This window comes from Lentzea rhizosphaerae (assembly GCF_042649515.1).
Classification (GTDB): Bacteria; Actinomycetota; Actinomycetes; order Mycobacteriales; family Pseudonocardiaceae; genus Lentzea; species Lentzea aerocolonigenes.
The window spans coordinates 78,848-101,767 of record NZ_JBHRZI010000028.1 but is presented as its reverse complement, the minus strand read 5'-3'; the positions used below and the strand labels follow the sequence as shown (position 1 = coordinate 101,767).

Sequence of the window (22,920 nt, the reverse complement as noted above, 5' to 3'; positions counted from 1 at the left end):
CAGGCAAGACGGACTTCCGCAAACGGTTGCCGGGCACCGTGTTCGCGCTGGGCACGGTCAGCCTGCTCACCGACATCTCGGCAGAGATGATCACCGCGTTCCTGCCGGTGTACCTGCTCTTCACGCTGCAGCTGGGCTACGCGCAGTTCGGTCTGCTGGACGGCATCTACACGGGCGCCACGGCGGTGCTGCGGCTGGTCGGCGGTGCCGTGTCCGACAAGTTCCGCAGGCCCAAGGCCGTCGCGGCGGCCGGGTACGGTTTGTCGGCCGCCACCAAGGTGTTCTTCCCGCTGGTCGGCGCCTCCCCGTTCGGCATCGGCGCGCTGATGGCCGCCGACCGGGCGGGCAAGGGCATCCGGACCGCGCCGCGCGACGCGATGATCTCGCTCGCCACGCCCGAGGACCGGCTGGGCGCGGCGTTCGGCGTGCACCGGAGCATGGACACGTTCGGCGCGCTGCTCGGCCCGCTGGTGACGTTCCTCCTGCTCGCCCAGATCGGCATGGTGCCGGGGCCGATCTTCGCGGTGTCCGCGGCGTTCGCGGTCATCGGCCTGATCGTGCTGGTCTCCTTCGTGCGCGAGAGGCCTTTGGACAAGAAGGTGGAAGGACCGCGACCGTCGTTCAAGGCGGGACTCGGCCTGCTCACCGACCGGCCGTTCCGCCGGACCACCATCTCCGCCGGCCTGCTGGGGCTCGCGACGATCTCGGACGCGTTCGTCTACGTGCTGGTGCAGAAGGCCACGAACATCTCGCTCGGCTTCCTGCCCCTGCTCCCGCTCGGCACGGCGGTCGTCTTCCTCACGGCCGCCGCGCCGCTCGGGAAGCTGTCGGACCGGATGGGCCGCTGGCGGATGTTCCTCGTCGGCCACGGGCTGCTGCTGGGCGTGTACGCGCTGCTGTTCATCCCGGAGGGCGGGAAGGGCGTCGCGATCGCGGCGCTGCTGCTGCACGGGTTGTTCTACGCGGCCACGGACGGTGTGCTGTCGGCCAAGGTGAGCGAGTCGGCACCGGAGTCGCTGCGGGCGTCGGGACTGTCGGTCGTGCAGACCGGTCAGGCGCTGGGCCGTCTCGTTTCGTCCGTCGCTTTTGGACTGCTGTTGCAGTACTCGAGTCTGGAGACGGGCGTCACGGTGGCGCTCGCAGCACTCACCGTGACGCTCGTCATCAGTTACGGAATCAACCGCGAGCGGCCAGCTTCTGTTTGATGGCCTCGAAGCCACCCTTGCCGAGCACCTTCATGGCCGCGTTCTTCGCCGCCACACGTCCGGAGTCGCGCACGAACCGCACCGGCTGCGACACCAGACGGTCCTGCGCCACCGCTCTGGCACCGGGCGCGGTGACGTCGTCGAGCGAGTTGCCGAACGAAGCCTTGTACGGCTCGGGAGACACCAACCGGCCGCGTGTGCGGTTCGACACGTTGCCACCGTGCACGACCTGCAGCCAGCCCGGCGCGCCACCCAGCTCGACGACCGGGAAGTGCAGGTGCATGTGGTTGTGCCAGTGCGCCCAGCACGTCACCGGCTCGTCCCAGGTCTCGCGGACCGAGACGAACGCGTTGTGCCGGTCCACCCGGTGGTACAACCCGCCCGGCGACTTGATCAGGCCGTTGACCAGGTAGTACGCCGCCGTGGTGGTCGGTCGGGGAGCCGCGCAGAGACGTTCGACGAAGTCCGTGGCGAGGCCGTCGTCGTTGTCGAGGTTCGTGGTGATGAGCTCGTCACCGGTCTCGGAGTACAGCGACCGGATGTCCGACCTCAGCTCTTCGCGCGAGACCTCCGCGCGGAAAACGGGCGTGTACGCGTCACCGTGTTCGGCGATTTTGTCCTTGAGCCAACTCGGTGATTCGGGGTCGAAGTAGATGAGCCACCGCGTCCGTTTGTCCGTCTGGGCAACGACAGATGGCAGGCAGTAGCGCTCGAACAGAGCAACGCGCTCGGTCAGCCATCCTTCCTTTGCCCGGACGTAACTTTCGGCGCCCTTCGACGGCAGGTTGAAGCGCGTCAGGATGACGTGGTCCATGACTCCCCTTACTCCGGTCACCACTACATCGTCCGACGGGCCCAAAACGTTGCGGGGCTAACGAAAGCGGGACAGAAACGATAACCAGGTTGTGCCAACGCTTCCCACAGTGGACGTCGTGATCCCCTGTTACAACTACGCCCACTTCCTGCCCGCCTGTGTCCGCAGCGTCCTAGACCAGCCCGGCGTGGACGTGCGGGTGCTTGTGATCGACGACACGTCCTCGGACAACACACCCGAGGTGATGGCCGAACTGATGGCCGCCGACAAGCGCGTCGAGGGCCGCCGGCACGAGGTGAACAAGGGGCACATCGCCACCTACAACGAGGGTCTGCTGGAATGGGCGAGCGCCGACTACACGGTGCTGCTGTCCGCCGACGACCTGCTGGCGCCCGGAGCGTTGCAGCGCGCGGCCTCGGTGTTCGAGCAGAACCCGGACGTGGGCATGGTGTACGGCCGAGTCGTGTACTACAACGACCACAACGCGTTGCCCCGCGTGTTCGAGCTGCCGACGACATCCCGCGTCTGGCGCGGCGACGAGTGGATCGAGAACCGCTTCCGCAGCAGCCGCAACGTGATCTCCTCGCCGGAGGTCGTCGTGCGCACCAAGATCCAGCAGAAGGTGGGCGGCTACCGGGCCGACCTGCCGCACGCGGGCGACCTGGAGATGTGGCTGCGGATCGCGGCCGTGTCGGACATCGGGTACGTGAGCGGCAAGCCCGGCGCGTACTACCGGGTGCACGAGAACTCCATGATGCGCACGACGTTCAAGTCGGTGTTCGCCGATCTGGAGCAGCGTCGGGACGTGTTCGACCTGGTGCTGGCCGAGAACCCCGGGCTGCCGGCGCGGTTGGGGACGTTGGCGCGCAAGGCGATCGCCGGGGATGCGTTGTGGCGTGCCGTTCGGTTGCACGACCGGGACCAGTTGGACGGCACGGAGAAGGAGCTGCTGGACTTCGCCCGGGAGACTTACTCCGCGTTGGAGGAGCTGCCGGAGTACCGGGCTTTGGTGCGGAGGCAGCGGTTCAGCCCGGCGTTGTTGAACCGGACTCAGTTGTTCTTGGCGCCGCACGCGGTGAAGAGGGCGAAGTTGTGGGTGGGCACGCAGCGCTGGAAGTGGCGGGGCGAGTGGTGACGGCGGGCAGCAGCTCTTCGGACGAGCCCGGCCAGGTGGCAACCGCCCCCGCGCCACCAGGACCAGGCCTGGAAGGCAAGGTCTCCAGCGCCATCCGCTGGAGCGCCATCAACTCCCTCCTCCAACGCCTCGCCGCCGTAGGCATCAGCGTCCTGCTGGCCCGCCTGATCGCCCCCGAGCAGTTCGGCGTCTTCGCGGTGGCCCTGGTCGTCCTCAACATCGTCCTGAGCGTCTCCGAACTCGGTGTCAGCGCCGCCCTGGTCCGCACCAACGACCCGGTCGAGGAGATGGCGCCGACCGTCACGACCCTGTCGCTGGCGTCCGGCACCCTCCTGGCGTTGATCTGCGTCGTCGGCGCGCCTTGGTTCTCCAACGCGATGGACGCCCCGGAAGCCACCGGCGTCATCCAGCTGATGTCCGTCGCCCTCGTCATCGCGGGCGCGACGGCGGTGCCGGGCGCGATGATGCAGCGCAACTTCCGGCAGGACCACAAGTTCTACGCCGACACGGCAGCCTTCCTCGCAGGCACCGCAGTCGCCGTCGTGCTGGCGATCATGGGCTTCGGCGCGTGGAGCCTCGCGTGGCAGCGGATCGCGCAGAACCTCAGTGCGGCCGTCATCATGTTCTGGCTCACCAAGGACAGGTTCCGGCCGGGCTGGAATCAAAAGCAGGCCAAGGAACTCCTCGCCTTCGGCCTGCCGCTCGCCGGGTCGAGCCTGCTGATCTTCGGCGTGATGAACGTCGACTACATCGTGGCCGGCGCGATGCTCGGCACGGTCCAGCTCGGCTTCTACCTGCTGGCGTTCAACCTCGCGAGCTGGCCCGTGGCGGCGTTCTCCGCACCAGTGCGCAGCGTCTCCCTCGCAGCCTTCTCGAAGGTTCGTGAAGATCCCGAGCTGTTCCAGAAGTCGTTCGGGCGCGCACTCGGACTGCTGGCGCTCGTCACGGTGCCCGCGTGCGTGCTGCTGGCCGCGCTGGCCGAGCCGCTGATCCGGGTCGTCTACGGCGAGCGCTGGGCTCCCGCGGCGGCCGCGCTGGCGTTGCTGGTCCTCCTGGGCGCGGTCAGGGTGGCGCTCGAACTCGGGTACGACTTCCTCGCGTCCGCCGGCAGGTCGCGGGCCATCCTGTGGATCCACCTGGTCTGGCTTGCCGCATTGGTGCCGTTGCTGGCGTTGGGCGCGAAACTCGACGGCATCAGAGGGGTCGCGGCGGCGCACGTGATCGTCGCTGTGCTGGTCATCACGCCCGCGTACCTGTTGGCGTTCAAGCCTTACGGCGTCAAGGCGGGCGCTCTGGGCGCGCGGCTGCTCAGGCCGTTCCTCGGGGGCGTGCTGATGGTCGCGGTCGTGCTCGGAATCAGAAACGTGATCGACAGCGAACTCCTCCAGATCCTCGTGGGCGGCACGCTGTCGTGCCTCGCCTACGCGCTCGTGGTGTTCCCGATGAGACACGAAATCCTTGGCGTGCTGCGGAGGAAGGCGTCATGAGGCGGCTCAGACAGGTCACGAAGATCGTCCGCGAGCAAGGGGCGAAGCAGCTCGGCGTGCGGTTGCTCACGGCGGCGACGAGGAGGCTCGGGGCCGAGGGCGAAGAGCTGCCGGTGCGGCTGGAGGACGTGCGCAAGGCCGACGTCGAAAACCACCGACCGGTCGTGATCCCGCCGATCCCCGACACAGGCCGGCTCACGATCAACTGGGTCACCACTCCCCCGTCCAAGGGGTCGGGTGGGCACACCACGATGTTCCGGCTCATCCGTCACCTCGAGTCGCTCGGCCACGAGTGCCGGCTGTACCTGTACGAGACGTTCGGCAACGCCGTCGCCGACCTCGAACCCGGCATCCGGGAAGCGTTCCCGTTCTTCAAGGGCTCGATCCACGACGTCACGGACGGCATGGCGGACGCGCACGCGGTGTTCGCCACGGCGTGGATCACCGCGTACCCGGCGTTCAACGACCCGTGTGCGGGCAAGAGGTTCTACCTCGTGCAGGACTACGAGCCGTGGTTCTACCCGTCCGGCGGGCTCCACGCGCTGGCGGAGAACACGTATCGGATGGGCATGCACGGCTTCACCGCCGGACGGTTCCTCGCCGACAAGGTCCGCGACGAGCACGGCATGCCCGCCGACCACTTCGACTTCGGCTGTGACGCGGACAGGTACAAGCTCGGCGACGAGAAGCGCGACGGCATCGTCTTCTACGCGCGGCGCAAGGCACCGCGCCGGGCGTTCGAGCTCGGCGTGCTCGCGTTGGAGGTGTTCGCCGAGAAGCACCCCGACATCAAGATCCACGTCTACGGCGAGAAGATCGGACAGCTCGGGCCGCAGTTCCACGACCACGGCCTCGTCACGCCCGACGACCTCAACGCCATCTACAACCGGTGCTTCGCCGGGTTGTCGCTGTCGATGACGAACGTTTCTCTGGTGCCGCACGAGATGCTCGCCGCCGGATGCATCCCGGTGGTGAACGACGCGCACTTCAACCGCGTAGTCCTGGACAACGACCACGTCCGGTACGCGGCACCCACCCCGCACTCGCTGGCACGTGCTTTGTCCGAAGTGGTCACTACGCCGGACTTCGACGCGACCGCACGCGCGGCCGCGTCCAGTGTGGAGGGACGTTCCTGGGATGCGGCAGGACACGAGCTGGAGAAGGTGCTCCGCCGCGAGCTCTCCACGTGACTCGCGGGGGCGTTCCTCACGTCACGGGAGAGGGCGAAGTGGCGTCGGGGATCAGGACCTTCGCGGGCTGCGAACCGTCCGAGGGAACGACGTGAACCGCGGGCAGCTTGGCGTCCTTGGGCACCGCGGCGAACGCGAGCTCGGACTCGCCCAGCCACGTCGCCTGGTCGTCGACGCCCGCCGTGCCGGGCAGCCGCTTCTCCTCGTTGGTCGCGAGGTCGAGCACCGCGAGATCCCACGGGCCGAGGCGGCCGATGCGCTTCTTGTAGGCGACCTTCGTGCCGTCCGGCGACAGCGACGGGCACTCGGCGTCGCGGCGCAGCGACGTGACGGTCTTGGCGGCGAGATCGCCCTTCACGAGCCACGTGAAGCCACCGCTCGCGAGGGTCGCGTAGAAGGTGCGGTCGTCCGAACCGACGGTCAGACCCCAGTAGTTGATGTCACGCGCTGTGAGCACGGAACCCTCGACAGTGGCGGTGAAGTGTTCGAGCGACTCGACGGTCTCGCCGGTCCGCACGTCGTAGAAACCCGTCCGGGTGGAGAACCCGCCGGGCACCGAGTACGAGTCGCCCGTGACGAAACTCGTCCACGAGACCACGTTCCCGGACCGGGACACCTTCGCCCTGCTCGGGATGCCGGGCAGCGCCACGGACCTGACCTGCTTGCCGTCCCGGCGGACCTCGGCCGAGTAGGACGGGCCGGGACCGGACAGCCGCAGGCACACGCTCGTGCTCACGGAGGTGAAGAACCGCTGGCAGGCGAGGTCGGTCTGGGTGCGCGCACCGCCCTCGGCGAGCTTCTCGACCCGGTTCTGACCACCGGCGAGATCGACGAACAGAAGATCGCCGGTCTGGGCCTGCGACACCTGCTCGGCGGTGCCCGCCGGCGGGTTCGCGTCGCCGGCCGCCGAGACGACGTAAGCCGCTGTCCCGCCGACGACCACGAGAATGGCCGCGACGGTCACGGTCAGTCGTCCTGCACGCATGCTGCCTCCTGGATTCCCTTCCTTCATCGCCGCATTGCTACCGGCTGTAACAGTTGGCGGCTCACTCCGATTTTCCAGGCAGGCGATACCCTACGAACATTGGGTTCGCAAGACCGAGCCGCAGAGCGGGGATTTTGATGGACTTCTGGGGAACCGTACGAGTGCTGCGGCGGCGGTGGTACATCGCCCTGCCCGCAGTGCTGCTCACCGGTGTCCTCGCCCTGTACGTCTACATCACGGTGCCGACCCGCTACGAGTCGAGCGGCGTGCTGGTCCTCACCTCCCCCGCGGCCGGTGGCAAGTACTCGGAGAAGACCAAGCCGGAGGACGTCGTCAGGGTCAACCCGCTGTTGCAGTTCGACGGCAGCCTCACGACCACGGCGCAGATCCTCACCCAGGTGCTGGGCGACCCGAAGACGGCGGAAGAGCTGGCGGGCAAGAAGTCCACGGCGACCTACACCGCGAACACCGGCCCGGTCGGCGGCCCGCTGCTGTTCATCTCCACGGAGGCGGACTCTCCCGAGGCGGCGGAGGGTCTGGTCGGCAAGGTGCTCGACAAGACGGTGGCCGAGCTCGCGTCGCAGCAGAAGGCGCTGAACGCTCCTGAGCAGACGTTCATCACGGCGCAGATCCTGGTGAAGCCGACCACCGCGTCGGCCAAGATCGGCGGCAAGGTCCGGTACGTCGGCGCGGCCACTGTCGTGTTGCTGCTGTTGACGATCGCCTCGACGTTCGCGGCCGACTCGATCATGCTGAAGGCCAAACGCCGCAAGGACAAGGAGTCCGGCGCGGCACCGTCCGAGAAGGACGCTGCCCCGCCGCCCCCGCCCTCTGCCGCTCCCCCGGCCCGGCCCGGCCCGCAGAGCAACGGCAACGGCGCCCCGCCGCAGCCGGTTCAGCACCCGCAGCACCCGCAACGGCCACCGACGAACCACGGCATCCCCAACGCGCACCAGAAGACCGTCATCATCCAAGCGCCCAAGCCACCGAACCCGGCATGGCCGACCAAGGAAGACTGACCCAGCAGCGTGCCGACGGCGCCACGCTGCTGATCTTCTACATCCTGGCGCTGCTCGTCGTCCCTGCCAGGTTCACGATCGCGTTCGTCCCGATCACGCTGCCGCCCGCGTTGTTCGTGGCGCTGTGCCTCGCGGTGCTGTGGCTCGCCGCGCACCTCGTCGACCACCTGTCGATGGCCAAGGGCCGCAACGCCGTGCGCACCCTGCTCGCGGTCTACGTGATCCTGCACCTGACGACGTACGCCATCGCCACCCGCCGCTACCTGCCCGCCGACGAACTGTCGGTGTCGGACTCGGCGCTGATCCGGATCGTGGCGATGTCCGCGCTCGCCGTGTTCGTGTGCGACGCGGTCCGCAGCGGCGAACGCCTGAGCCGCGTGCTCAAGGTCATGGTGGGCTGCCTGACGTTCGGCGCGTTCATCGGCCTGATCCAGTTCGGTCTGGGCCTCGACCTCGCGTCGTACGTGACGCTGCCGGGCCTGCGCGTGCAGGACAACGGCTACTCGGCGCTGGAGTCGCGGTCGATCTTCTTCCGCCCGGCCGGCACGGTGAACCACCCGATCGAGTTCGGCCTGGTCTGCGTGCTGGGCGTGCCGTTCGCCGCGCACTTCGTGTTCCAGGCGAAGGACCGCGGTGAGCCCGTCGGCCGCTGGTGGACCGCGCTGTCGCTGCTGAGCCTGATGGCGATCCTGTCGTTGTCCCGCACGGCGATCATCGGCCTGGTGGTGACGGGCATCGTGCTCGGCGTGCTGCTCCCCCGCCGCCGCGGCCTGCCGCTGCTGGGTGTGGGCGCGGTGTTCCTGGGCGGTGCGTCGGCCGTCGTGCCCGGGCTTTTCGGCACCGTGACGTCGATGTTCTCCAACATCGAGGACGACCCGTCGTTCCAGGGCCGCACCAAGGACTACGACGGCGCGTGGCTGGAGATCGCCAAACACCCGTGGCTCGGCCGCGGCTTCGGCACGTTCCTGCCGTCCAAGTACACGATCCTCGACAACCAGTACCTGCTGACGATGATCGAGAACGGCTACCTGGGCCTGCTGGCGTACGTGCTGCTGTTCCTCGGCGGCATCTACGCGGCGCTGCGGGCCCGGTCGCTGTCGAAGGACGAGAGCGTTCGCGGCATCGCCGTGTGCCTGGTGGGCGCGATGCTGACGTCCGCGCTGGGCGCCGCGACGTTCGACCAGCTCAGCTTCAGCGTGGCGACCGGGATGTCGTTCCTGCTGATCGGCGTGTCCGGTGCGTTGCTGCGGATCGCCAAGCAGGAGGCCGAATCACGGCGAAACGAGCCAACCGACCAGGTTGCGCCAGGCAGGGGCTGAGAACGCGAGGACGTCGCCGCTCGCGTTCTTCGAGTCCCGGACCAAGGCGTTGTGGGCCAGCGAGACCTCCACGCACTCGCCGTTGCCATCACCGTTGCTGTGGCTGCTCTTACGCCAAGTCCGTTCGCGGGTCATCGTCGTCCTCTCGAAGTCCGCTGACGTACTCCGCCAGCTTCCTCCGAGATTGTTCCTCATCCAACGCGATCGCATCCAAATGCTCGAAGAGCTTCCTGCTTCGCGTGATGGCAGCGGTGTCCTGCGCAAAAACGTTGGCCAGGTCGGACTCGGTGTAGGCGACCGGCGAGACCTTGTCGAACTCGAACAACGTGCACTTCGAGTGGAAAGCGGCACCTTTGGCCTCCGCCGGCACGATCCGCAGGGCGTGGGAGCGGAGGAGCAGGCGCCGACACTGCTCCGCCATGATCCGCGGAGTGCCCAGGCGCATCTGGAGGGCGAGTTCGTGCACGTAGAAGGTGCATTCCGGTGGGTACGGACGCCGCAGGACCGCCTGTCGCTCCATCCTTAGCCTGACGAACTCTTCGATCTCCTCCGCAGCATTGCGCCCGCTCTCCGTGAGCAACGCACGCGCGTAGGACTCCGTCTGCGCGAGGCCGTGCACGGTGAGGATGTCGTACGAGGTGATCTTCGTTGCCGCCGACTCGGCCATGGCGATGGTGCGGAGGTTGTCCGATACCTGCGCGAAGTACGTGTCGAAGGCGTGGCGGTACCGGTTGCCGAAGTCCTGGAGGTAGTCGAGGTCCTTGCCGCACGTCGCCAGGTACTGGGCCAGGTCGACGTCGCTCGCACGGGCTTTGCCGGTCTCGATGTTCGACACCTTGCTCGGGTCCCACCCGAGCTGGGCGGCCATCGCGCGGCCGCCGAAACTGGTGCAGGCCTCTCGTATCCTGCGCAGTTCGTCGCCCAGATCCCGGCTGTACGCGGTGGAGATGATCGCGGTCATGCTCTTGCACGCTAACCGTTGAAGTAACTCCAATGAACGGCTCGTTAGGGTGAAGCCTTCCCGCGTTCCCCCGATCGTGTAATGGCATTCGAACGCGTGTTCACGCCACAGTGGAGACATGCCGGCCCTCGAACTTTCCTCCCCGCTCGAGCTCCTCGACGAGCTCAAGCGGAAAGTCCGTGCGCTGCAACGACTCCAGTTCCAGGTACTGCAGATCGTCGGCGCGCTCGACCAGCAGGGCGCGGCGGTGACGTTGGGATACAAGGACCTCGTCGAGGTCTTCAAACACGCGCTGCGCTGGGATCCCAAGGTCTCCCGCCGCAAACTCGCCCAGGCCAAGGCCTTGTGCCCCACCACCACACCCACCGGTTCCAGGATCGAACCCGCACTACCCGTGACAGCGGCCGCGATGGCCGACGGCGCACTGTCCGAAGACCACGTCGACGTGGTGGTCGCCGCGATGGCCGAACTGCCCGCTGTGGTCGAAGACCACGTCGTCGAGTACGCGCTCCTGCACGAACCCCGCTCGGCGAAGGAGTTCTGCAAGGATCTCGCCTACCGCCTCGACCAGGACGGTCCCGAACCCAAAGATCCGGAACCGGTGGCGCCGCGCAACGTGCTGCGGCGGCAGTGGAAAGGCGGCCGGTACCACCTCTCCGCCGACGTCGACGCGGAAACCGGCGCGAAGCTGGACGCGCTGATCGACCCGCTCGCCAAGCCCGAGCCCGGTGACGTGCGGTTCGCGCCGGAACGGGAAGGCGACGCGTTCTGCGAGGTCGTCAGCCTCGCCCTGCGCGCGGACCACCACCGCGTCCAGGGCGGCGAGCGCGTCCAGCTCACCATCACCGTCGACTACGACAACCTCCGCACCGCCATCGGCACCGGCCGCCTCGACAACGGCGAACACGTCCCGATGAACCAGATCCGCAAAATCGCCTGCGACAGCGGCGTCATTCCGATGGTGCTCGGCAGCCGCTCCCAGATCTACGACGTGGGCCACAAGACCAGAACCATCAATGCCGGCCTGCGCCGCATCCTCATCGCCCGCGACAAGGGCTGCACCTTCCCCGGCTGCACCAGACCACCCTCACACTGCGAAGCCCACCACATCGAACACTGGAGCAACGGCGGCCAAACCAATCTGGGCAACCTCGCCCTGCTCTGTCGCCGCCATCACGACCTCGTCCACCATTCCGACTGGCAGCTCCGCATGACCAACGGCCTGCCGCACTTCCACCCGCCCACCTTCATCGACCCGCAACGCCGACCACGAACCAACCAACTGCACGCCGCCCACACCTCACCGCGGCCGGTCCCAGCACCGCGACCCCTTCTGGTGGAGTTGTCCCGTTCACCGCGTGACCGTCTGCGGCCAGTACGTGGCGCTGCCGTCGCCGGGACCGACAACCAGAGATGTCGCGCCGCCCCTCGCAGGTGACCGCGAGGGCGGCGTAGATCGGCCGGGTGGCGAGCAGCTGCGCGACGAGCTGCTCGTCAGGACGTGCGAGCGTCGTAGTTCTCACGGTGTGCGGAGACCTCGTCCATGTTGGTCTGCGCCCAGCCCCTGATCCCGCGCGTCAGTTCGTGCAGCGAGAGTCCGGGGGTCGGTCAGCTCGTAGGTGACCGTCACCGGAACTGTCGGCGTCACGGTGCGGGCGAGCAGGCCGTCGCGTTCCAGCGACCGCAGCGTCTGGGTGAGCATCTTCTGGCTGACCCCGGCCAGCAGGCGGGCAAGCTCGGAGTACCGCATCGCCTTCGGCGGGCCGTCGTCACCGCCCAGCGCGCACAAGATCAGGACGACCCAACGGCACCTGGGCCCTCGGCGACCTGACGGTCACCCGGTTCGGCTACGGCACCGTGCAGCTGGCCGGGCCCTGGGTCATGGGTCCGCCGGCCGACCGCGACGGCGCTCAGGCCGTTCTGCGGGAGGTCGTTGCACCCCCTATCCCGAGTCGCTGCACATCGCGACCAAGGTCGGCGCGACCCGGGACAACCCGGGCGGCTGGCCTCTCGCCCGCCGCCCGGAAGATCTGCGCCGCCAGGTCCACGACAACCCATCCTGCTCATTCCCAGCACGTCGTCAACGACGCACCTGCGCGAGTACCTCGCGGGCGCTGGGCTTTCCCTGTCCCAGGAGGATTTGGACGCGTTGGACGACATGAGCCGCTGAAGCGCGAAGGCCGCCGGAGCCACGAACCGGGCTCCGGCGGCCGCAAGCCAAAAAGGCCAAAGCGCGTTACAGCGCCTTCAGGCCGTCCGGGGTCTCCTCGTGCCGCGTACCGCACTCCTGGCACGCCAGGTCGCCGGCGAGCCGGGCGCCGCACGCACAGACCCAGCCCTTCACCACGGCCGGGTTGCCCGCCACGAACGCGTGCGCAGGCACCGACTTCGTGATCACCGAACCGGCCGCGGCGAACGCGTGCTCGCCGATCTCCGTGCCGCACACCACGACCGTGCCGGCGCCCAAGGTCGCCCCGCGCCGGACCAGCGTGGTCTCCAGGGCGTCGCCGGTCTTCTTGACGTGCGCGCGGGGGCGCAGGTCGTTGGTGAACAACACGTTCGGGCCGAGGAACACGTCGTCCTCGCACGTCACGCCGTCGAAGACCAATGTGCTGTTCTTGACCGTCACGTTGTTGCCCAGCACCGCGCGTGACTCGACGAACGCGCCGTCGCAGATGTTGCAGTCACGACCGATGCGCGCGCCTGGCAGCACGTGCGCGAACGCCCACACGCGCGTGCCCTCGCCTACGTCGTCGGACTCGCACAGTCCCTGGGGGTGCACCCGCACGCCGCTCATCGCAATGCCTCCGTCAGCGCTTCGACGACCCGAGCCTGCTGCGACTCGGTGATCTCCGGGAACAACGGTAGCGACAACAGCTCCGCGGCCGACGACTCGGCGACCGGGAACGAGCCGTCCAACGACGCGAACGCGCCGGTCTTGTGCAGGGGCGTCGGGTAGTGGATGCCCGCGCCGATCCCGGCGGCGTGCAACGACGACAGCACGCGGTCGCGGTCCGGCACGCGCACGACGTACAGGTGCCACACCGGGAGGTTGCCGTCCAGCACGACCGGAACCCGCACGCGCTCGACGTCGGCGAGCATCTCGCTGTAGCGCTGGGCGGCGGCGCGGCGGGCCTGGTTCCAGCCCTCCAGCCGGCGCAGCTTCGCGGACAGCACCACGGCCTGGAGCGTGTCGAGGCGGCTGTTGAACCCGAGCACCGGGTGCTCGTACTTGCGCGGCGAACCGTGCTCGCGCAGCAGCTTCACCGACTCGGCGATCGCGTCCGACGTGGTGAGCACCGCGCCGCCGTCGCCGTACGCGCCGAGGTTCTTGCCGGGGTAGAACGAGGTGGCGGCGGCGACGCCGAGGCCGCCGACGGCGACACCGTTGCGGCGCGCGCCCTGGGCCTGGGCGGCGTCCTCGACGACCGGGAGGCCGGTGGGCAGCAGCTCGACCGGCGCGGCCTGGCCGTACAGGTGCACGGGCACAACGGCCTTCGTGCGGGAAGTGACCACAGAGGACACTTGCGAGTGGTCGATCAGCAGCGTGTCGTCGACGCAGTCCACGAGCACCGGCGTCGCGCCGCAGCGGGCGACGGCCTCGGCCGTCGCGATGAACGTGTTGGCGGGCAGGACGACCTCGTCACCGTGGCCGACGCCCAGCGCACGCAGCGCGAGCTCGATCGCGTCGGTGCCGTTGCCGACACCGATGGCGTGCGGAACTTCCTGGTAGGCAGCGAATTCCGACTCGAAGCGGGCGACCTGCGGGCCGTTGATGAAGGCTGTCGTCTTGAGCACCTCTGCCCAGCCGTCGGCCACCTCGTCGGCCACCTGTTCGTGCTGGGCACGCAGGTCCACCAGCGGAATCTCGATCACGCGCTCTCCCCACGCAACGGGCGGGCCGGTACACCGGCCCACGTCTCTCCTGCCGGAACGTCCTGCAGGACAACGGCTCCCATGCCAACCACCGCACCGGAGCCGATCTTCACACCCTCGCGCACCATGGCTCCCTGTCCCAGGTACGCGGATTCCCCGACGTGCACCGAACCCCCGAGCGAGGCACGGCCGGCGAAAGTAACGCCGTCGGAGACGACGTCGTCGTGAGTGATCAGCACGTGGGGCATGGCCACCACGTGCCGTCCAACGGAAAGCGGGGTCGTGATCACGACACCCGCGAGAAGAACCGTGCCGCAGCCCAGGGTCGCGCCGGAGGTCACGGCCGCCGGGTGCACGATCGTCGCCCACCGAGAGTCCGGCAGGCCGAGTCGTGACACCAGCGAGAGGCGGGACAACGGCCGCCGCGCGTTGGCGATGCACGCCACGACGGCCGCGTCCGGATGATCATTCAAGGAGGCGAGCCCGCCCAGCACGGGCACCCCGTCGATCAGGGTGCCGTGCAGGGCGGTGGAGTCGTCCAGAGCCCCGACGGGGTTCCAGAGCTCCGGGAGGAGGCGGACCGCCGCGATCACCTCGCGAGCGAGTCCACCTGCCCCGATGAACAGCAGTGGTCGTGCCGTCACTGACGTGTCACTGGAACACCACGTCCACCCAGTAGTTGCCACCGTTGTAGGTCGAGGTCGGGAACCCGGACCCGCCGGTGAACACACCGGCCGACGGCGAGGCGGCGAGCGGCGGCGAGGTCACCGAACCGAAGTAGCCGGCGTTCACCGCGTAGCGACCCGTGGTGGTCGTGTACGAGGCCACGTAAGTGGTTCCCGCCGTGATCGACACCGGCGACGAGAACGTCAGCGTCTGCCAGCCCGACTCGGTCTCGTTCGAGAACGTGCCGGTCGCCAGACGGGTGCCGTCCGCGGACCAGAGCGATCCGGTGTGGGTGCCGGTGTTGCCGGCGCCCTTGTAGAACTTCACACCGGTGATCTGGCCGTTGGCCGTGGACGTGAACTTCACGCCCAGCTCGTACGCGCCGGTGTCGTCAGCGGAGGTGACGGAAGGCACCGTCGCCGCGCTGAACAACGAACACGGACAGGTCTGCGTCGTCGCCGAGGTGAACGACCACGTGACCGGGTTCGCCATCATGTTGCCGAACGTGTCCGCGATCTTCGCGCTCACCGAGTACACAGTGGACGCCGCGAACCTGGCGGCAGGTGTGAACGTGACCATCCTGCCGTCCGGCGAGAGCGCCAGCGTGCCGCCGATCTTCGCGCCACCGGGGTCCGTGACCGAGAACTGCGCCGTGCTCAGGTCGACCGCTTCGTCGAACGACACCGTGATCGGCGACGTCAGGTCCACCTGGGACGCACCGGACAGCGGCGTGTGCGACTGCGCGACCGGTGCCGTGTTGTCCGCGTTCGGCTGGTAGACGACGTCGACCCAGTAGTTGCCGGAGCCGTACGTCATCGTCGGGAACCCGGAACCCGGCACGAAGACACCGTTCTGGTCCTGCGGTGCCGTCAGCGGCGGCGAGTTCACCCCACCGGTCGAGAAGTACCCGCCGTTCACCGCGTAGTGGCCGGTGGTGGTCGTGTACGACGCGGTGTAGGTCTGCCCGGCGCTGACGATCACCGGCTGCGAGAACGTCAGCGTCTGCCAACCGGTCGCGGTCTCGTTGCCGAACGTGCCGGTCGCGAGACGCTGACCGGAAGCGCTCCACAGCGAGCCCGTGTGCGTGCCGGTGTTGCCCGCGCCCTTGTAGAAGCGGACACCGGTGATCTGGCCGGACTGCGACGGGCTGAACCGCACGCCGAGCTCGTACGCCCCGGCGTCGTCAGCCGAAGTCACCGCCGGCACCGTCGCCGTGCTGAACAGCGAGCACGGGCAGGTCGGCGTGGTCGTGGTGGTGAAGCCCCACTCCGCGGGCGTCGGCATGGCGATGCCGTTGACGTCCGCGATGCCCACGCGCGCCTGGTACCGCGTGCCGGCGACGAGCTTGCCGGACGGTGTCCACGTGACCGTCTTCTGGTCACCGGACAGCGAGATCGAGCCGGAGAGCTTGCCACCCTTGGGATCGGTCAGCCAGATCTGTGCCGACGCCGGGTCGACCGGTTCGTTGAACGTCGCCGTCAGGGTGGTCTGCAGGCCCACGTTCGTCGCGTCGACGGCCGGCGTGCGGTTCGTCAGCGACGGCGGCGTGGTGTCGCCGTTGAGACCGTTGCGGTAGATGACGTCGACCCAGTAGTTCGTGGCGTTGTACGACGAGTTCGGGAACCCGCCTCCGCTGCCGTAGCGGTAGACGCCGTTGCCGCCGTCCTGGCCGTTCTGCAGCGCGTGCAGCGACTGGTAGTCCGCGCCCTGACCGTTGAAGTAGCCGGAGCTGACGGAGTACCGGCCGTTCGGGGCGTAGTACGACACGACGTAGGTCGTGTTCGCCTGCACCGCCACCGGCGAGTTGAACATCAGCTTCTGCCAGCCGGACGTGGTCTCACCGGTGAACGTGCCCTGGGCCAGCAGCTGACCGGAGGAGGTCCACAGCGAGCCGGTGTGCGTGCCGGTGTTGCCGGTGCCCTTGTAGAAGCGGACGCCGAGCACCTCGCCCTTGCCGTCGAAGCGGACCTTGGTGCCGACCTCGACCTGGTTCGTGTCACCGGCGTCGATCACCGCCGGTGCCGCGAAGTCGTCCCAGATCGTGCACGGGCAGGCCGCAGGGCGCGGCGAGCCGGTCGTGAACGTCCAGTTCGACTGCGACGACATGTTGTTCGACGCGTCCGCGGCCTTCATCGTGACCGTGTAGGACGTGGCGGCCGCCAGCGGTGCCGACGGCGTGAACGTCACCGTGCGAGCGTCGGCCGACAGCGACTTCGTGCCGGTGACCGCACCGGACGGGCCGGTCACCGTGACGACGGCCGAGTTCAGCGTGACGTTCTCGTCGAACGTGCCGGACACCGTGGTGTTGAGCGCGACCGAACCGGCGTTGGACACCGGGGACATCGCGGTCTGGATCGGCGCGCGGGTGTCGGGACCGGGGTCCGGCGCCCACACCACGTCTACCCAGTAGTTGGTGTTGTCGAACGTGCTGTTCGGGAAGCCGGCGCCGAAGCGGAACACGCCGTTCGGTCCGTCCACACCGGACTTCAGGCCGGTGACGGGTTCCATGTACGCCTGCTGGTTGTAGAACCCGCCGGAGTCGTACGCGAAGTGCCCTGTCGGCGTGAAGTACGACACGATGTAGGTCGTGTTGCCGGTCACCGCGATCGGCGACGGGAAGAGCAGCGTCTGCCAGCCCGTCGGCGACTCGTTGGTGAACGTGCCGGTGGCGAGCAGGTCACCGTTGGCGGACCAGAGCGAACCGGTGTGCGTGCCGGTGTTGCCCGTGCCCTTGTAGAACTTCACACCGCGGACGTAGCCGTTGCTCGCGGCGCGGAACTTCACGCCGAGCTCCAGCTGCGAGGCGTCGTCGGCGGAGGTGACCTTCGGGACCTCCTGGCCGGAGAACATGCCGCACGGACAGGTGCGGGCGGCCACGTTCGGCGAGGCCTGCACCGGGGTGGACAGGTTCAGCGAGTCGTCCACCGCGCGGACCCTCAGCCCCGCGGCACCGGACTGCGACGGCGTGTAGGTGTAGCTCCACGTCGTCTGGCCGGCCTGCCAGTTGGCGTAGTGCCAGCGGTTGCCGCCGTCGGTCGAGACCTCGACGCCCGCCACGCGGCCGGACGCGTCGATCACCGTGCCGCTGAACGTGTAGGGCTGACCGACCGTCGACTGCGACGGCAGGTCCGTGATCTGCACGCCGGGCGCGGCGTTGTCGTTGATGGCACCGGAGATGACGAGCTGGTCCGCTCCCCACAGCTGGTAGGGCTGCACGCCCATGTCCGCGAGGAAGTTGACCGTCGCCTGCTTGATCCGCTTGTCCGAGGTCGGCGTGTTGGTGAGGAACGCGTGTTCGTCGTCCACGCCCCACGCCCACTGCACCGTGCCGGCGCCGAACACCAGCGCACCGGAAGGCGCGCGGTAGTAGGTGATCGCGTGCGTCTCGCTGCTCGAACCGTACTCGTCGCCGTAGTTCTTCAGCGCGTAGTAGCCGTCGAGCTGCACGGTCGTGCGGGACATCTGAGCCACACCGGCGGGCTGGAAGCCGTTGTCGTACACGGTGTTCCACTCGTATCCCAGCGTGCCGGGCTGGAACGTGTACGTCGTGCCGGAGGTCATGTTCTGCAGGTCGGTGTTGCGCCAGAGCCGCATCTTGCCGTACGCCGCCGGCACCTGCAGCGAGTCGTCACGACGGCCGTTGACGGTGAACATGTTGCCCAGCAACGCGTTCTCCGGCCTGCCGCCGTCCTGTGGCGGGCTGTAGCGCGGGTCGCGCCACGTGCCGGTCCAGTCGTTCAGGCCGTCGTTCTGGGTGCCCTTGGTCTCCTTGAAGCAGGCGATGGTGCGCCAGTCCGTCTGCGAGGAGTCGATGCTCTTCTCGTAGCGGGTCTTCCAGAAGATCTCGTTGCCGGTCAGGAACGCCATGTGCACGCCCGCGTCACGGGCGGCCATCACGTTGTTCCACTGCTCGTTCGACCAGTACTCGTCGTGGCCGACCGCCATGAACACCTTGTGGTTCTTGATCAGGTGCCCGCGCCGCGCGGAGTCCACATCGGTCGTGTAGCTCATGTCGTACCCGTTGCGCTCCAGGAACCTCAGCATCGGGTACTCGGCGTTGAAGATGAAGTTCTCGTCGCCGTCGCCGCCGGTGTACGGGCGGTTGTAGCTGACCTTGTACGAGCTGCCGCCCTGGCCGGGGCCGTCACCGAAGTAGAGGCTGTTGCCGCCGTAGCGGTTGTAGGCGACCCAGGTGGCGTCGGAGGTCTGGAAGAAGATCTTCGACTGGGAGCTGTCGTCACGGACGACGAACGCCATCTCGTTCTGCGCGCCGGTGTCGTTGCGCGTCATGCGCACGTAGTAGATGCCGGAGACCGCATTGGACGGGATGTTCCAGGTGAGCGACACGGCCCAGTTGCCGCAGTCGATGAGCGCGGTCGGCCCGTCCCGCAGACATGGTGGCTGGTTCTGCGGGGTGTTCCGGCTGACCGTGCCCATGTACCGGGCGCCCTTGCCGTTGTACCAACCCATCCGGTAGATGTCGAGCTTGTACGACGACGCGGACGTCAGCATCTTGAAGCTGACGGTCTGGCCGACGTTGTAGCTGATGTCCGTCGTGTACCCGAGGATCGCGTCGTCCCGGTACTGCGCCTGCCAGTTGTCCGCGCCGGGCTGCGTGTTCTCACACGCGACCTTGTTCGTGACCGGGAAGTCACACGGAGCGGCGTGGGCGTTCGGGGCGTTGAAGACGCCCAGGACGAACATCGTGGATGCGACTAACGCTGTGATCACAAGCACCCGCACGAGACGCGACTGCTGAGCCACCATTGGTTTTCACCTCTCGGACGGAGTTACCGTGTGTGATCCGCGCACTACGCTGGACAGCACAGGGCTGCTACTCCGAACGTCGGCGATCTCTCGAAAACTGTTACGTGTCAACACAAAAATGTTCCGGTACAACCCGAATCTTTATCTTTCAACCACGCACGGTCAGATGAGGTGTGTGGAGAGTTTCCGACAACGCTGACACGACCTGGTCCTGTTCGGACTCCGTCATGTCGTGGAACAGCGGGAGAATCAGCGTCCGGGCCGTGAAGGCCTCCGTCACCGGCAGTGCAGCGCTGGGGTGACCCTCGTAGGCGGGTTCGAGGTGTGACGCCATGATTCCGCGCCGTGCCGAGACTCCGCGTTCGGCAAGGCCCGCAAGGACTTCCTGACGATCCGGCGCGTCTTCCGGCAGCCAGACCCAGAACGACTGGTAGTTGGTCGTGCCGTACTCCGGGTCACGGACGGCGGTGACGCCCGTGCCTTCCAGCAACTCGTGGTAACGCGCGGCCAACTCACGGCGACGAGCGATGATCGCGTCCAGTTTGGACAGCTGCACCAGGCCGACGGCGGCCTGGATGTCGGTCATCCGGTAGTTGAACGCGGTCTCGAGGTACTGCTCGATGACCGCTGCGCCGCCGTGGTGACGGTCGGCCGCGGACACGCTCATCCCGTGTTCCCGCAACCGCTTGAGCCGAACGGCCCAGTCGGGGTCGTCCGTTGTGACCATGCCGCCCTCACCGGTGGTGAGGAGCTTGCGCGGGTGGAACGACCAGGCGGCGAGGAGTGCGTTGGTGCCGACGGGCTTGCCCTTGTAGGTGGAGCCGGCCGCGCAGGCCGCGTCCTCGATCACCGCGATGCCCTTGGGCTCGCAGAGGGCCTTGAGCTCGTCGACGTCAGCGGGCACGCCGGCCTGGTGCACGACCATGACCGCACGGGTCCTGTCGGTGAGGACCGGTTCCACAGTGGACGCGCTGAGGTTGCCGGTGGTGGCGTCGACGTCGGCGAACACCGGCGTCGCACCGGTGTAGCGCACGGCGTTGGCGGTCGCGATGAACGACAGCGACGGCACGACGACCTCGTCGCCGGGACCGACGCCGAGCAGGTGCACGGCGAGGTGCAGGCCCGTGGTGCAGGAGGAGACGGCGACACCGTGCTGCGCGCCGACCGACGCGGCGAAGGCTTCCTCGAACTCGCGGACCCGCGGGCCCTGCGCCACCCACCCGGACCGCACGGCCTCGGCGGCGGCGAGCGCCTCTTCCTCACCGAGCAACGGCCGCATAACCGGAATCACTGCTACTGCCCTTCTCTGTTCGGCGCGAAAAGCACGTTCGGGCCATCTAGCGGCCCGAACGTGCTTTTCGCGCCAAAGGAAACTGGGGTGCGGCCGCGGCGCCGTCCGGCCTGGGGGTGTCCGGCGGCGCCGCAGCCGCGGCTTCTGGGAGCGATGAACGGAACCTTCATCCACCTGAGGTGGATGAAGGTTCCGTTCATCCTGAAACGGCGTTCTTCTCGGCGCGCCACCACGCGACCAGGTCGCGCAGCCCGCCGTCCATCTCGATCTCGGGCTTCCACCCGAGGTCCTTGGCCGCAGCGCTGATGTCGGCGAGCCGGCGCGTCACGCCGTTCACCTTGCGCTCGGGGCCGTGCTCCAGCGGCAGGTCGGAGTCCATCGCGGCAAGCAGCGCGAGGGCGAGCTCCTTGAGCGAGGTCTCCTTCGAGGACGCGATGTTGTACACCGTGTCCGTGACCGGCGACTGAGCCGCCAGGATGTTCGCGCGGGCGATGTCGTGCACGTGCACGAAGTCCATCGTCTGCGCCCCGTCACCGAAGATCAGCGGCGACTTGCCGTCGACGATGCGTTCCATCCAGCGGATGAGCACCTCGGTGTACAGGCCGTGGACGTCCATCCGCGGGCCGTACACGTTGAAGTAGCGCAGTGCCACGTAGTCGAGGTCGTACATGGCCTTGAAGCTGCGCAGCATTCCCTCGTTGAACGCCTTCGCGGCGCCGTAGAAGGTGTCGTTGTTGTACGGGTGGTGCCGTTCGTTGGTCGGGAACGACTCCGCGAGGCCGTAGACCGAGGCCGACGACGACGCGATGACCTTCTTCACGCCGGCGGCCGCGGCGGCCTCCAGGATCGTGAACGTGCCGTCGACCAGACACTCCAGCGCGAGGCGCGGTTCCTCCGCGCACTGGGTGATGCGGATGGCGGCGAGGTGGAAGACGAGGTCCATGCCCTCGGTCAGTGACGCGACCAGGGCCTTGTCGTTGATGTCGCCTTCGACGATGCGCACGACACCGGACTTCAGGGCAGAAGCCAGGTTCTCGCGGCGGCCACGCACGAAGTTGTCCAGCACGACGACCTCGGCCGCACCGGCCTCGACGAGCTGGTCCACCACCGACGACCCGATCGTGCCCGCGCCACCCGTGACGAGTGCGCGCTGCCCCGAAATGGGCTGTGCCGACATCAAGACACCTTGCTTTCCACTTGTTGAACGGGAACGAACACTCCGCCGGAGCGCAGCGACTCCGACGCCGCCTCCAGCACCGCGAGGACGCGCAGGCCCGCGCGGCCGTCGGTCAGGGGCGGGCGCTTCTCGGTGATGGACGCCGCGAACTCGGCCATCATCGTGCGCAGCGCCTCGCGTTCCACCAGTGCCGGCGCGACCATGTCGCCGGTGCGGTAGGAGATCTTCTGCTGTTCCTCGGAACGGTCGACGCCGCGGTCGTAGATCGACAGCCGCTGCGCCGGGTTGTTGTCGTCCCACACGACCGTGCGCTGCGAACCGCCGATGACCATCGTGCGGATCTTGGTCGGCGACAGCCAGTTCACGTGCACGTGCGTGATTGCCTCGTTGGACAGTCGCACCGTCAGGTGGCCGACGCACGCGACGCCCGCACCGATCGGGTCCGAGCCGTGCGCCGCGACCTCCACCGGGTGGACGTCGTCGGGCAGGATCGCCTCGAAGATCGACAGGTCGTGCGGGGCGAGGTCCCACAGCACGTCCACGTCCGGCTGCACCAGACCGAGGTTGATGCGCACCGAGTCGATGTACTGGATGTCGCCGATCTCGCCGCCGCGAATGATCTTGCGCAGGTGCTGCACGGCGGAGGTGTAGGCGAACGTGTGGTCCAGCATCAGGGTCAGGCCGCGCTGTTCGGCGGTCTCGACGAGCTTGCGGCCGTCTTCGAAGTTCGCCGCGAGCGGCTTCTCGACCAGAACGTGCTTGCCGGCTTCCAGTGCCGCCAGAGCGACGGGCAGGTGCGTGGCGGCCGGGGTGGCGATCGCGACCGCCTGCACCTCGGGGTCGGCGAGCACCTCGTCGAGCGACGCCGTGGCGCGCACCGTCGAGTACTCCCCCAGCACGCGCTGAGCCTTCTCCACGTCGAGGTCGCACAGGTGACGCAGGCGCAACGAGGGCGTGGCCTGCGCGTTGCGGACGAGGTTCGGGCCCCAGTACCCGGCGCCGATGACAGCAATGCCAATCACAGGAGA

19 protein-coding genes are annotated in these 22,920 nt (G+C 68.0%); 7 read left to right on the top strand and 12 right to left on the bottom strand.

All coding sequences use genetic code 11. The features are described 5' to 3' along the window. The first annotated feature begins 38 nt into the window (after positions 1-38). Complete coding sequence (locus ACFOWZ_RS32370) at positions 39-1,205, top strand: MFS transporter (protein ID WP_382377748.1); 1,167 nt, start codon at positions 39-41, stop codon at positions 1,203-1,205. Here the strand turns inward: ACFOWZ_RS32370 and ACFOWZ_RS32365 are convergent. Then, positions 1,177-2,019 carry a glycosyltransferase gene (locus ACFOWZ_RS32365; protein ID WP_382377743.1) on the bottom strand — a complete coding sequence of 281 codons (843 nt, stop codon included), beginning with the start codon at positions 2,017-2,019 and terminating at the stop codon, positions 1,177-1,179. The genes ACFOWZ_RS32370 and ACFOWZ_RS32365 overlap by 29 nt on opposite strands. 109 nt (positions 2,020-2,128) lie before the next feature. On the opposite strand from ACFOWZ_RS32365, the gene ACFOWZ_RS32360 reads away from it, so the two are divergent. The 3 genes from ACFOWZ_RS32360 to ACFOWZ_RS32350 are packed head-to-tail and all read left to right on the top strand — an operon-like array spanning position 2,129 to position 5,831. Continuing rightward, a complete protein-coding gene (locus tag ACFOWZ_RS32360; protein WP_382377742.1) occupies positions 2,129-3,154 on the top strand; it encodes a glycosyltransferase in 1,026 nt (341 codons plus the stop codon). Beyond that, positions 3,112-4,641: a lipopolysaccharide biosynthesis protein gene (locus tag ACFOWZ_RS32355; RefSeq protein WP_382377741.1), complete on the top strand. Its 1,530-nt coding sequence runs from the start codon at positions 3,112-3,114 to the stop codon at positions 4,639-4,641. The genes ACFOWZ_RS32360 and ACFOWZ_RS32355 overlap by 43 nt, the downstream gene beginning before the upstream one ends. Next, a complete protein-coding gene (locus ACFOWZ_RS32350; RefSeq protein WP_382377740.1) occupies positions 4,638-5,831 on the top strand; it encodes a rhamnosyltransferase WsaF family glycosyltransferase in 1,194 nt (397 codons plus the stop codon). The genes ACFOWZ_RS32355 and ACFOWZ_RS32350 overlap by 4 nt, the downstream gene beginning before the upstream one ends. Positions 5,832-5,847: 16 nt before the next feature. On the opposite strand, the gene ACFOWZ_RS32345 is transcribed toward ACFOWZ_RS32350, so the two are convergent. Next, the gene (locus tag ACFOWZ_RS32345) at positions 5,848-6,816 is read right to left on the bottom strand and encodes a hypothetical protein (protein ID WP_382377739.1); all 969 of its coding nucleotides are present in this window, start codon (positions 6,814-6,816) and stop codon (positions 5,848-5,850) included. Positions 6,817-6,953: 137 nt separating this feature from the next. Between ACFOWZ_RS32345 and ACFOWZ_RS32340 the strand changes: the two genes are divergently transcribed. Together ACFOWZ_RS32340 and ACFOWZ_RS32335 are read left to right on the top strand one after the other, a co-directional pair. Continuing rightward, positions 6,954-7,835, top strand: coding sequence for a hypothetical protein (locus ACFOWZ_RS32340; protein WP_382377738.1), 882 nt, complete (start codon positions 6,954-6,956; stop codon positions 7,833-7,835). After that, positions 7,814-9,154 (top strand): O-antigen ligase family protein, encoded by a 1,341-nt coding sequence (locus ACFOWZ_RS32335; protein ID WP_382377736.1) that lies wholly within the window; start codon positions 7,814-7,816, stop codon positions 9,152-9,154. The genes ACFOWZ_RS32340 and ACFOWZ_RS32335 overlap by 22 nt, the downstream gene beginning before the upstream one ends. Here ACFOWZ_RS32335 and ACFOWZ_RS32330 read toward each other — a convergent pair. Next, entirely contained in the window at positions 9,107-9,289 is a 183-nt protein-coding gene (locus tag ACFOWZ_RS32330; protein ID WP_382377734.1) for a DUF397 domain-containing protein, read from the bottom strand. The genes ACFOWZ_RS32335 and ACFOWZ_RS32330 overlap by 48 nt on opposite strands. Continuing rightward, on the bottom strand, positions 9,264-10,115 hold the full coding sequence (locus ACFOWZ_RS32325) for a helix-turn-helix domain-containing protein (RefSeq protein WP_382377732.1): 852 nt from the start codon (positions 10,113-10,115) through the stop codon (positions 9,264-9,266). Before ACFOWZ_RS32325 ends, ACFOWZ_RS32330 begins: the two co-directional genes overlap by 26 nt. Positions 10,116-10,233: 118 nt before the next feature. On the opposite strand from ACFOWZ_RS32325, the gene ACFOWZ_RS32320 reads away from it, so the two are divergent. Beyond that, positions 10,234-11,553: an HNH endonuclease signature motif containing protein gene (locus ACFOWZ_RS32320; RefSeq protein WP_382377731.1), complete on the top strand. Its 1,320-nt coding sequence runs from the start codon at positions 10,234-10,236 to the stop codon at positions 11,551-11,553. Between the two features lie 81 nt (positions 11,554-11,634). Here ACFOWZ_RS32320 and ACFOWZ_RS32315 read toward each other — a convergent pair whose 3' ends face one another. The 8 genes from ACFOWZ_RS32315 to ACFOWZ_RS32280 form a co-directional block, all read right to left on the bottom strand. Then, on the bottom strand, positions 11,635-11,904 hold the full coding sequence (locus ACFOWZ_RS32315; RefSeq protein ID WP_382377729.1) for a winged helix-turn-helix transcriptional regulator: 270 nt from the start codon (positions 11,902-11,904) through the stop codon (positions 11,635-11,637). A 447-nt stretch (positions 11,905-12,351) separates the two neighbouring features. Next, positions 12,352-12,912 (bottom strand): acyltransferase, encoded by a 561-nt coding sequence (locus ACFOWZ_RS32310; RefSeq protein ID WP_382377727.1) that lies wholly within the window; start codon positions 12,910-12,912, stop codon positions 12,352-12,354. Beyond that, positions 12,909-13,991 (bottom strand): DegT/DnrJ/EryC1/StrS family aminotransferase, encoded by a 1,083-nt coding sequence (locus ACFOWZ_RS32305; RefSeq protein WP_382377726.1) that lies wholly within the window; start codon positions 13,989-13,991, stop codon positions 12,909-12,911. The genes ACFOWZ_RS32310 and ACFOWZ_RS32305 overlap by 4 nt, the downstream gene beginning before the upstream one ends. Then, on the bottom strand, positions 13,988-14,635 hold the full coding sequence (locus ACFOWZ_RS32300) for a NeuD/PglB/VioB family sugar acetyltransferase (protein WP_382377724.1): 648 nt from the start codon (positions 14,633-14,635) through the stop codon (positions 13,988-13,990). Before ACFOWZ_RS32300 ends, ACFOWZ_RS32305 begins: the two co-directional genes overlap by 4 nt. A 7-nt stretch (positions 14,636-14,642) precedes the next feature. Next, entirely contained in the window at positions 14,643-19,424 is a 4,782-nt protein-coding gene (locus tag ACFOWZ_RS32295) for a DUF4082 domain-containing protein (protein WP_382377723.1), read from the bottom strand. Between the two features lie 148 nt (positions 19,425-19,572). After that, a complete protein-coding gene (locus tag ACFOWZ_RS32290; protein WP_382377722.1) occupies positions 19,573-20,715 on the bottom strand; it encodes a DegT/DnrJ/EryC1/StrS family aminotransferase in 1,143 nt (380 codons plus the stop codon). 196 nt (positions 20,716-20,911) lie between these two features. Continuing rightward, positions 20,912-21,892 (bottom strand): NAD-dependent epimerase/dehydratase family protein, encoded by a 981-nt coding sequence (locus ACFOWZ_RS32285; RefSeq protein WP_382377721.1) that lies wholly within the window; start codon positions 21,890-21,892, stop codon positions 20,912-20,914. Next, positions 21,892-22,914, bottom strand: a complete 1,023-nt coding sequence (locus ACFOWZ_RS32280) for a Gfo/Idh/MocA family protein (RefSeq protein ID WP_382377720.1) — start codon at positions 22,912-22,914, stop codon at positions 21,892-21,894. The genes ACFOWZ_RS32285 and ACFOWZ_RS32280 overlap by 1 nt, the downstream gene beginning before the upstream one ends. Positions 22,915-22,920 lie beyond the last annotated feature (6 nt).

Bases quoted from the DNA above. Each gene is read 5' to 3' on its own strand.
- ACFOWZ_RS32365 (WP_382377743.1), bottom strand. From the start codon at position 2,019: ATGGACCACGTCATCCTGACGCGCTTCAACCTGCCGTCGAAGGGCGCC.
- ACFOWZ_RS32350 (WP_382377740.1), top strand. From the start codon at position 4,638: ATGAGGCGGCTCAGACAGGTCACGAAGATCGTCCGCGAGCAAGGGGCG.
- ACFOWZ_RS32345 (WP_382377739.1), bottom strand. From the start codon at position 6,816: ATGCGTGCAGGACGACTGACCGTGACCGTCGCGGCCATTCTCGTGGTC.
- ACFOWZ_RS32340 (WP_382377738.1), top strand. From the start codon at position 6,954: ATGGACTTCTGGGGAACCGTACGAGTGCTGCGGCGGCGGTGGTACATC.
- ACFOWZ_RS32335 (WP_382377736.1), top strand. From the start codon at position 7,814: ATGGCCGACCAAGGAAGACTGACCCAGCAGCGTGCCGACGGCGCCACG.
- ACFOWZ_RS32330 (WP_382377734.1), bottom strand. From the start codon at position 9,289: ATGACCCGCGAACGGACTTGGCGTAAGAGCAGCCACAGCAACGGTGAT.
- ACFOWZ_RS32325 (WP_382377732.1), bottom strand. From the start codon at position 10,115: ATGACCGCGATCATCTCCACCGCGTACAGCCGGGATCTGGGCGACGAA.
- ACFOWZ_RS32320 (WP_382377731.1), top strand. From the start codon at position 10,234: ATGCCGGCCCTCGAACTTTCCTCCCCGCTCGAGCTCCTCGACGAGCTC.
- ACFOWZ_RS32310 (WP_382377727.1), bottom strand. From the start codon at position 12,912: ATGAGCGGCGTGCGGGTGCACCCCCAGGGACTGTGCGAGTCCGACGAC.
- ACFOWZ_RS32295 (WP_382377723.1), bottom strand. From the start codon at position 19,424: ATGGTGGCTCAGCAGTCGCGTCTCGTGCGGGTGCTTGTGATCACAGCG.
- ACFOWZ_RS32285 (WP_382377721.1), bottom strand. From the start codon at position 21,892: ATGTCGGCACAGCCCATTTCGGGGCAGCGCGCACTCGTCACGGGTGGC.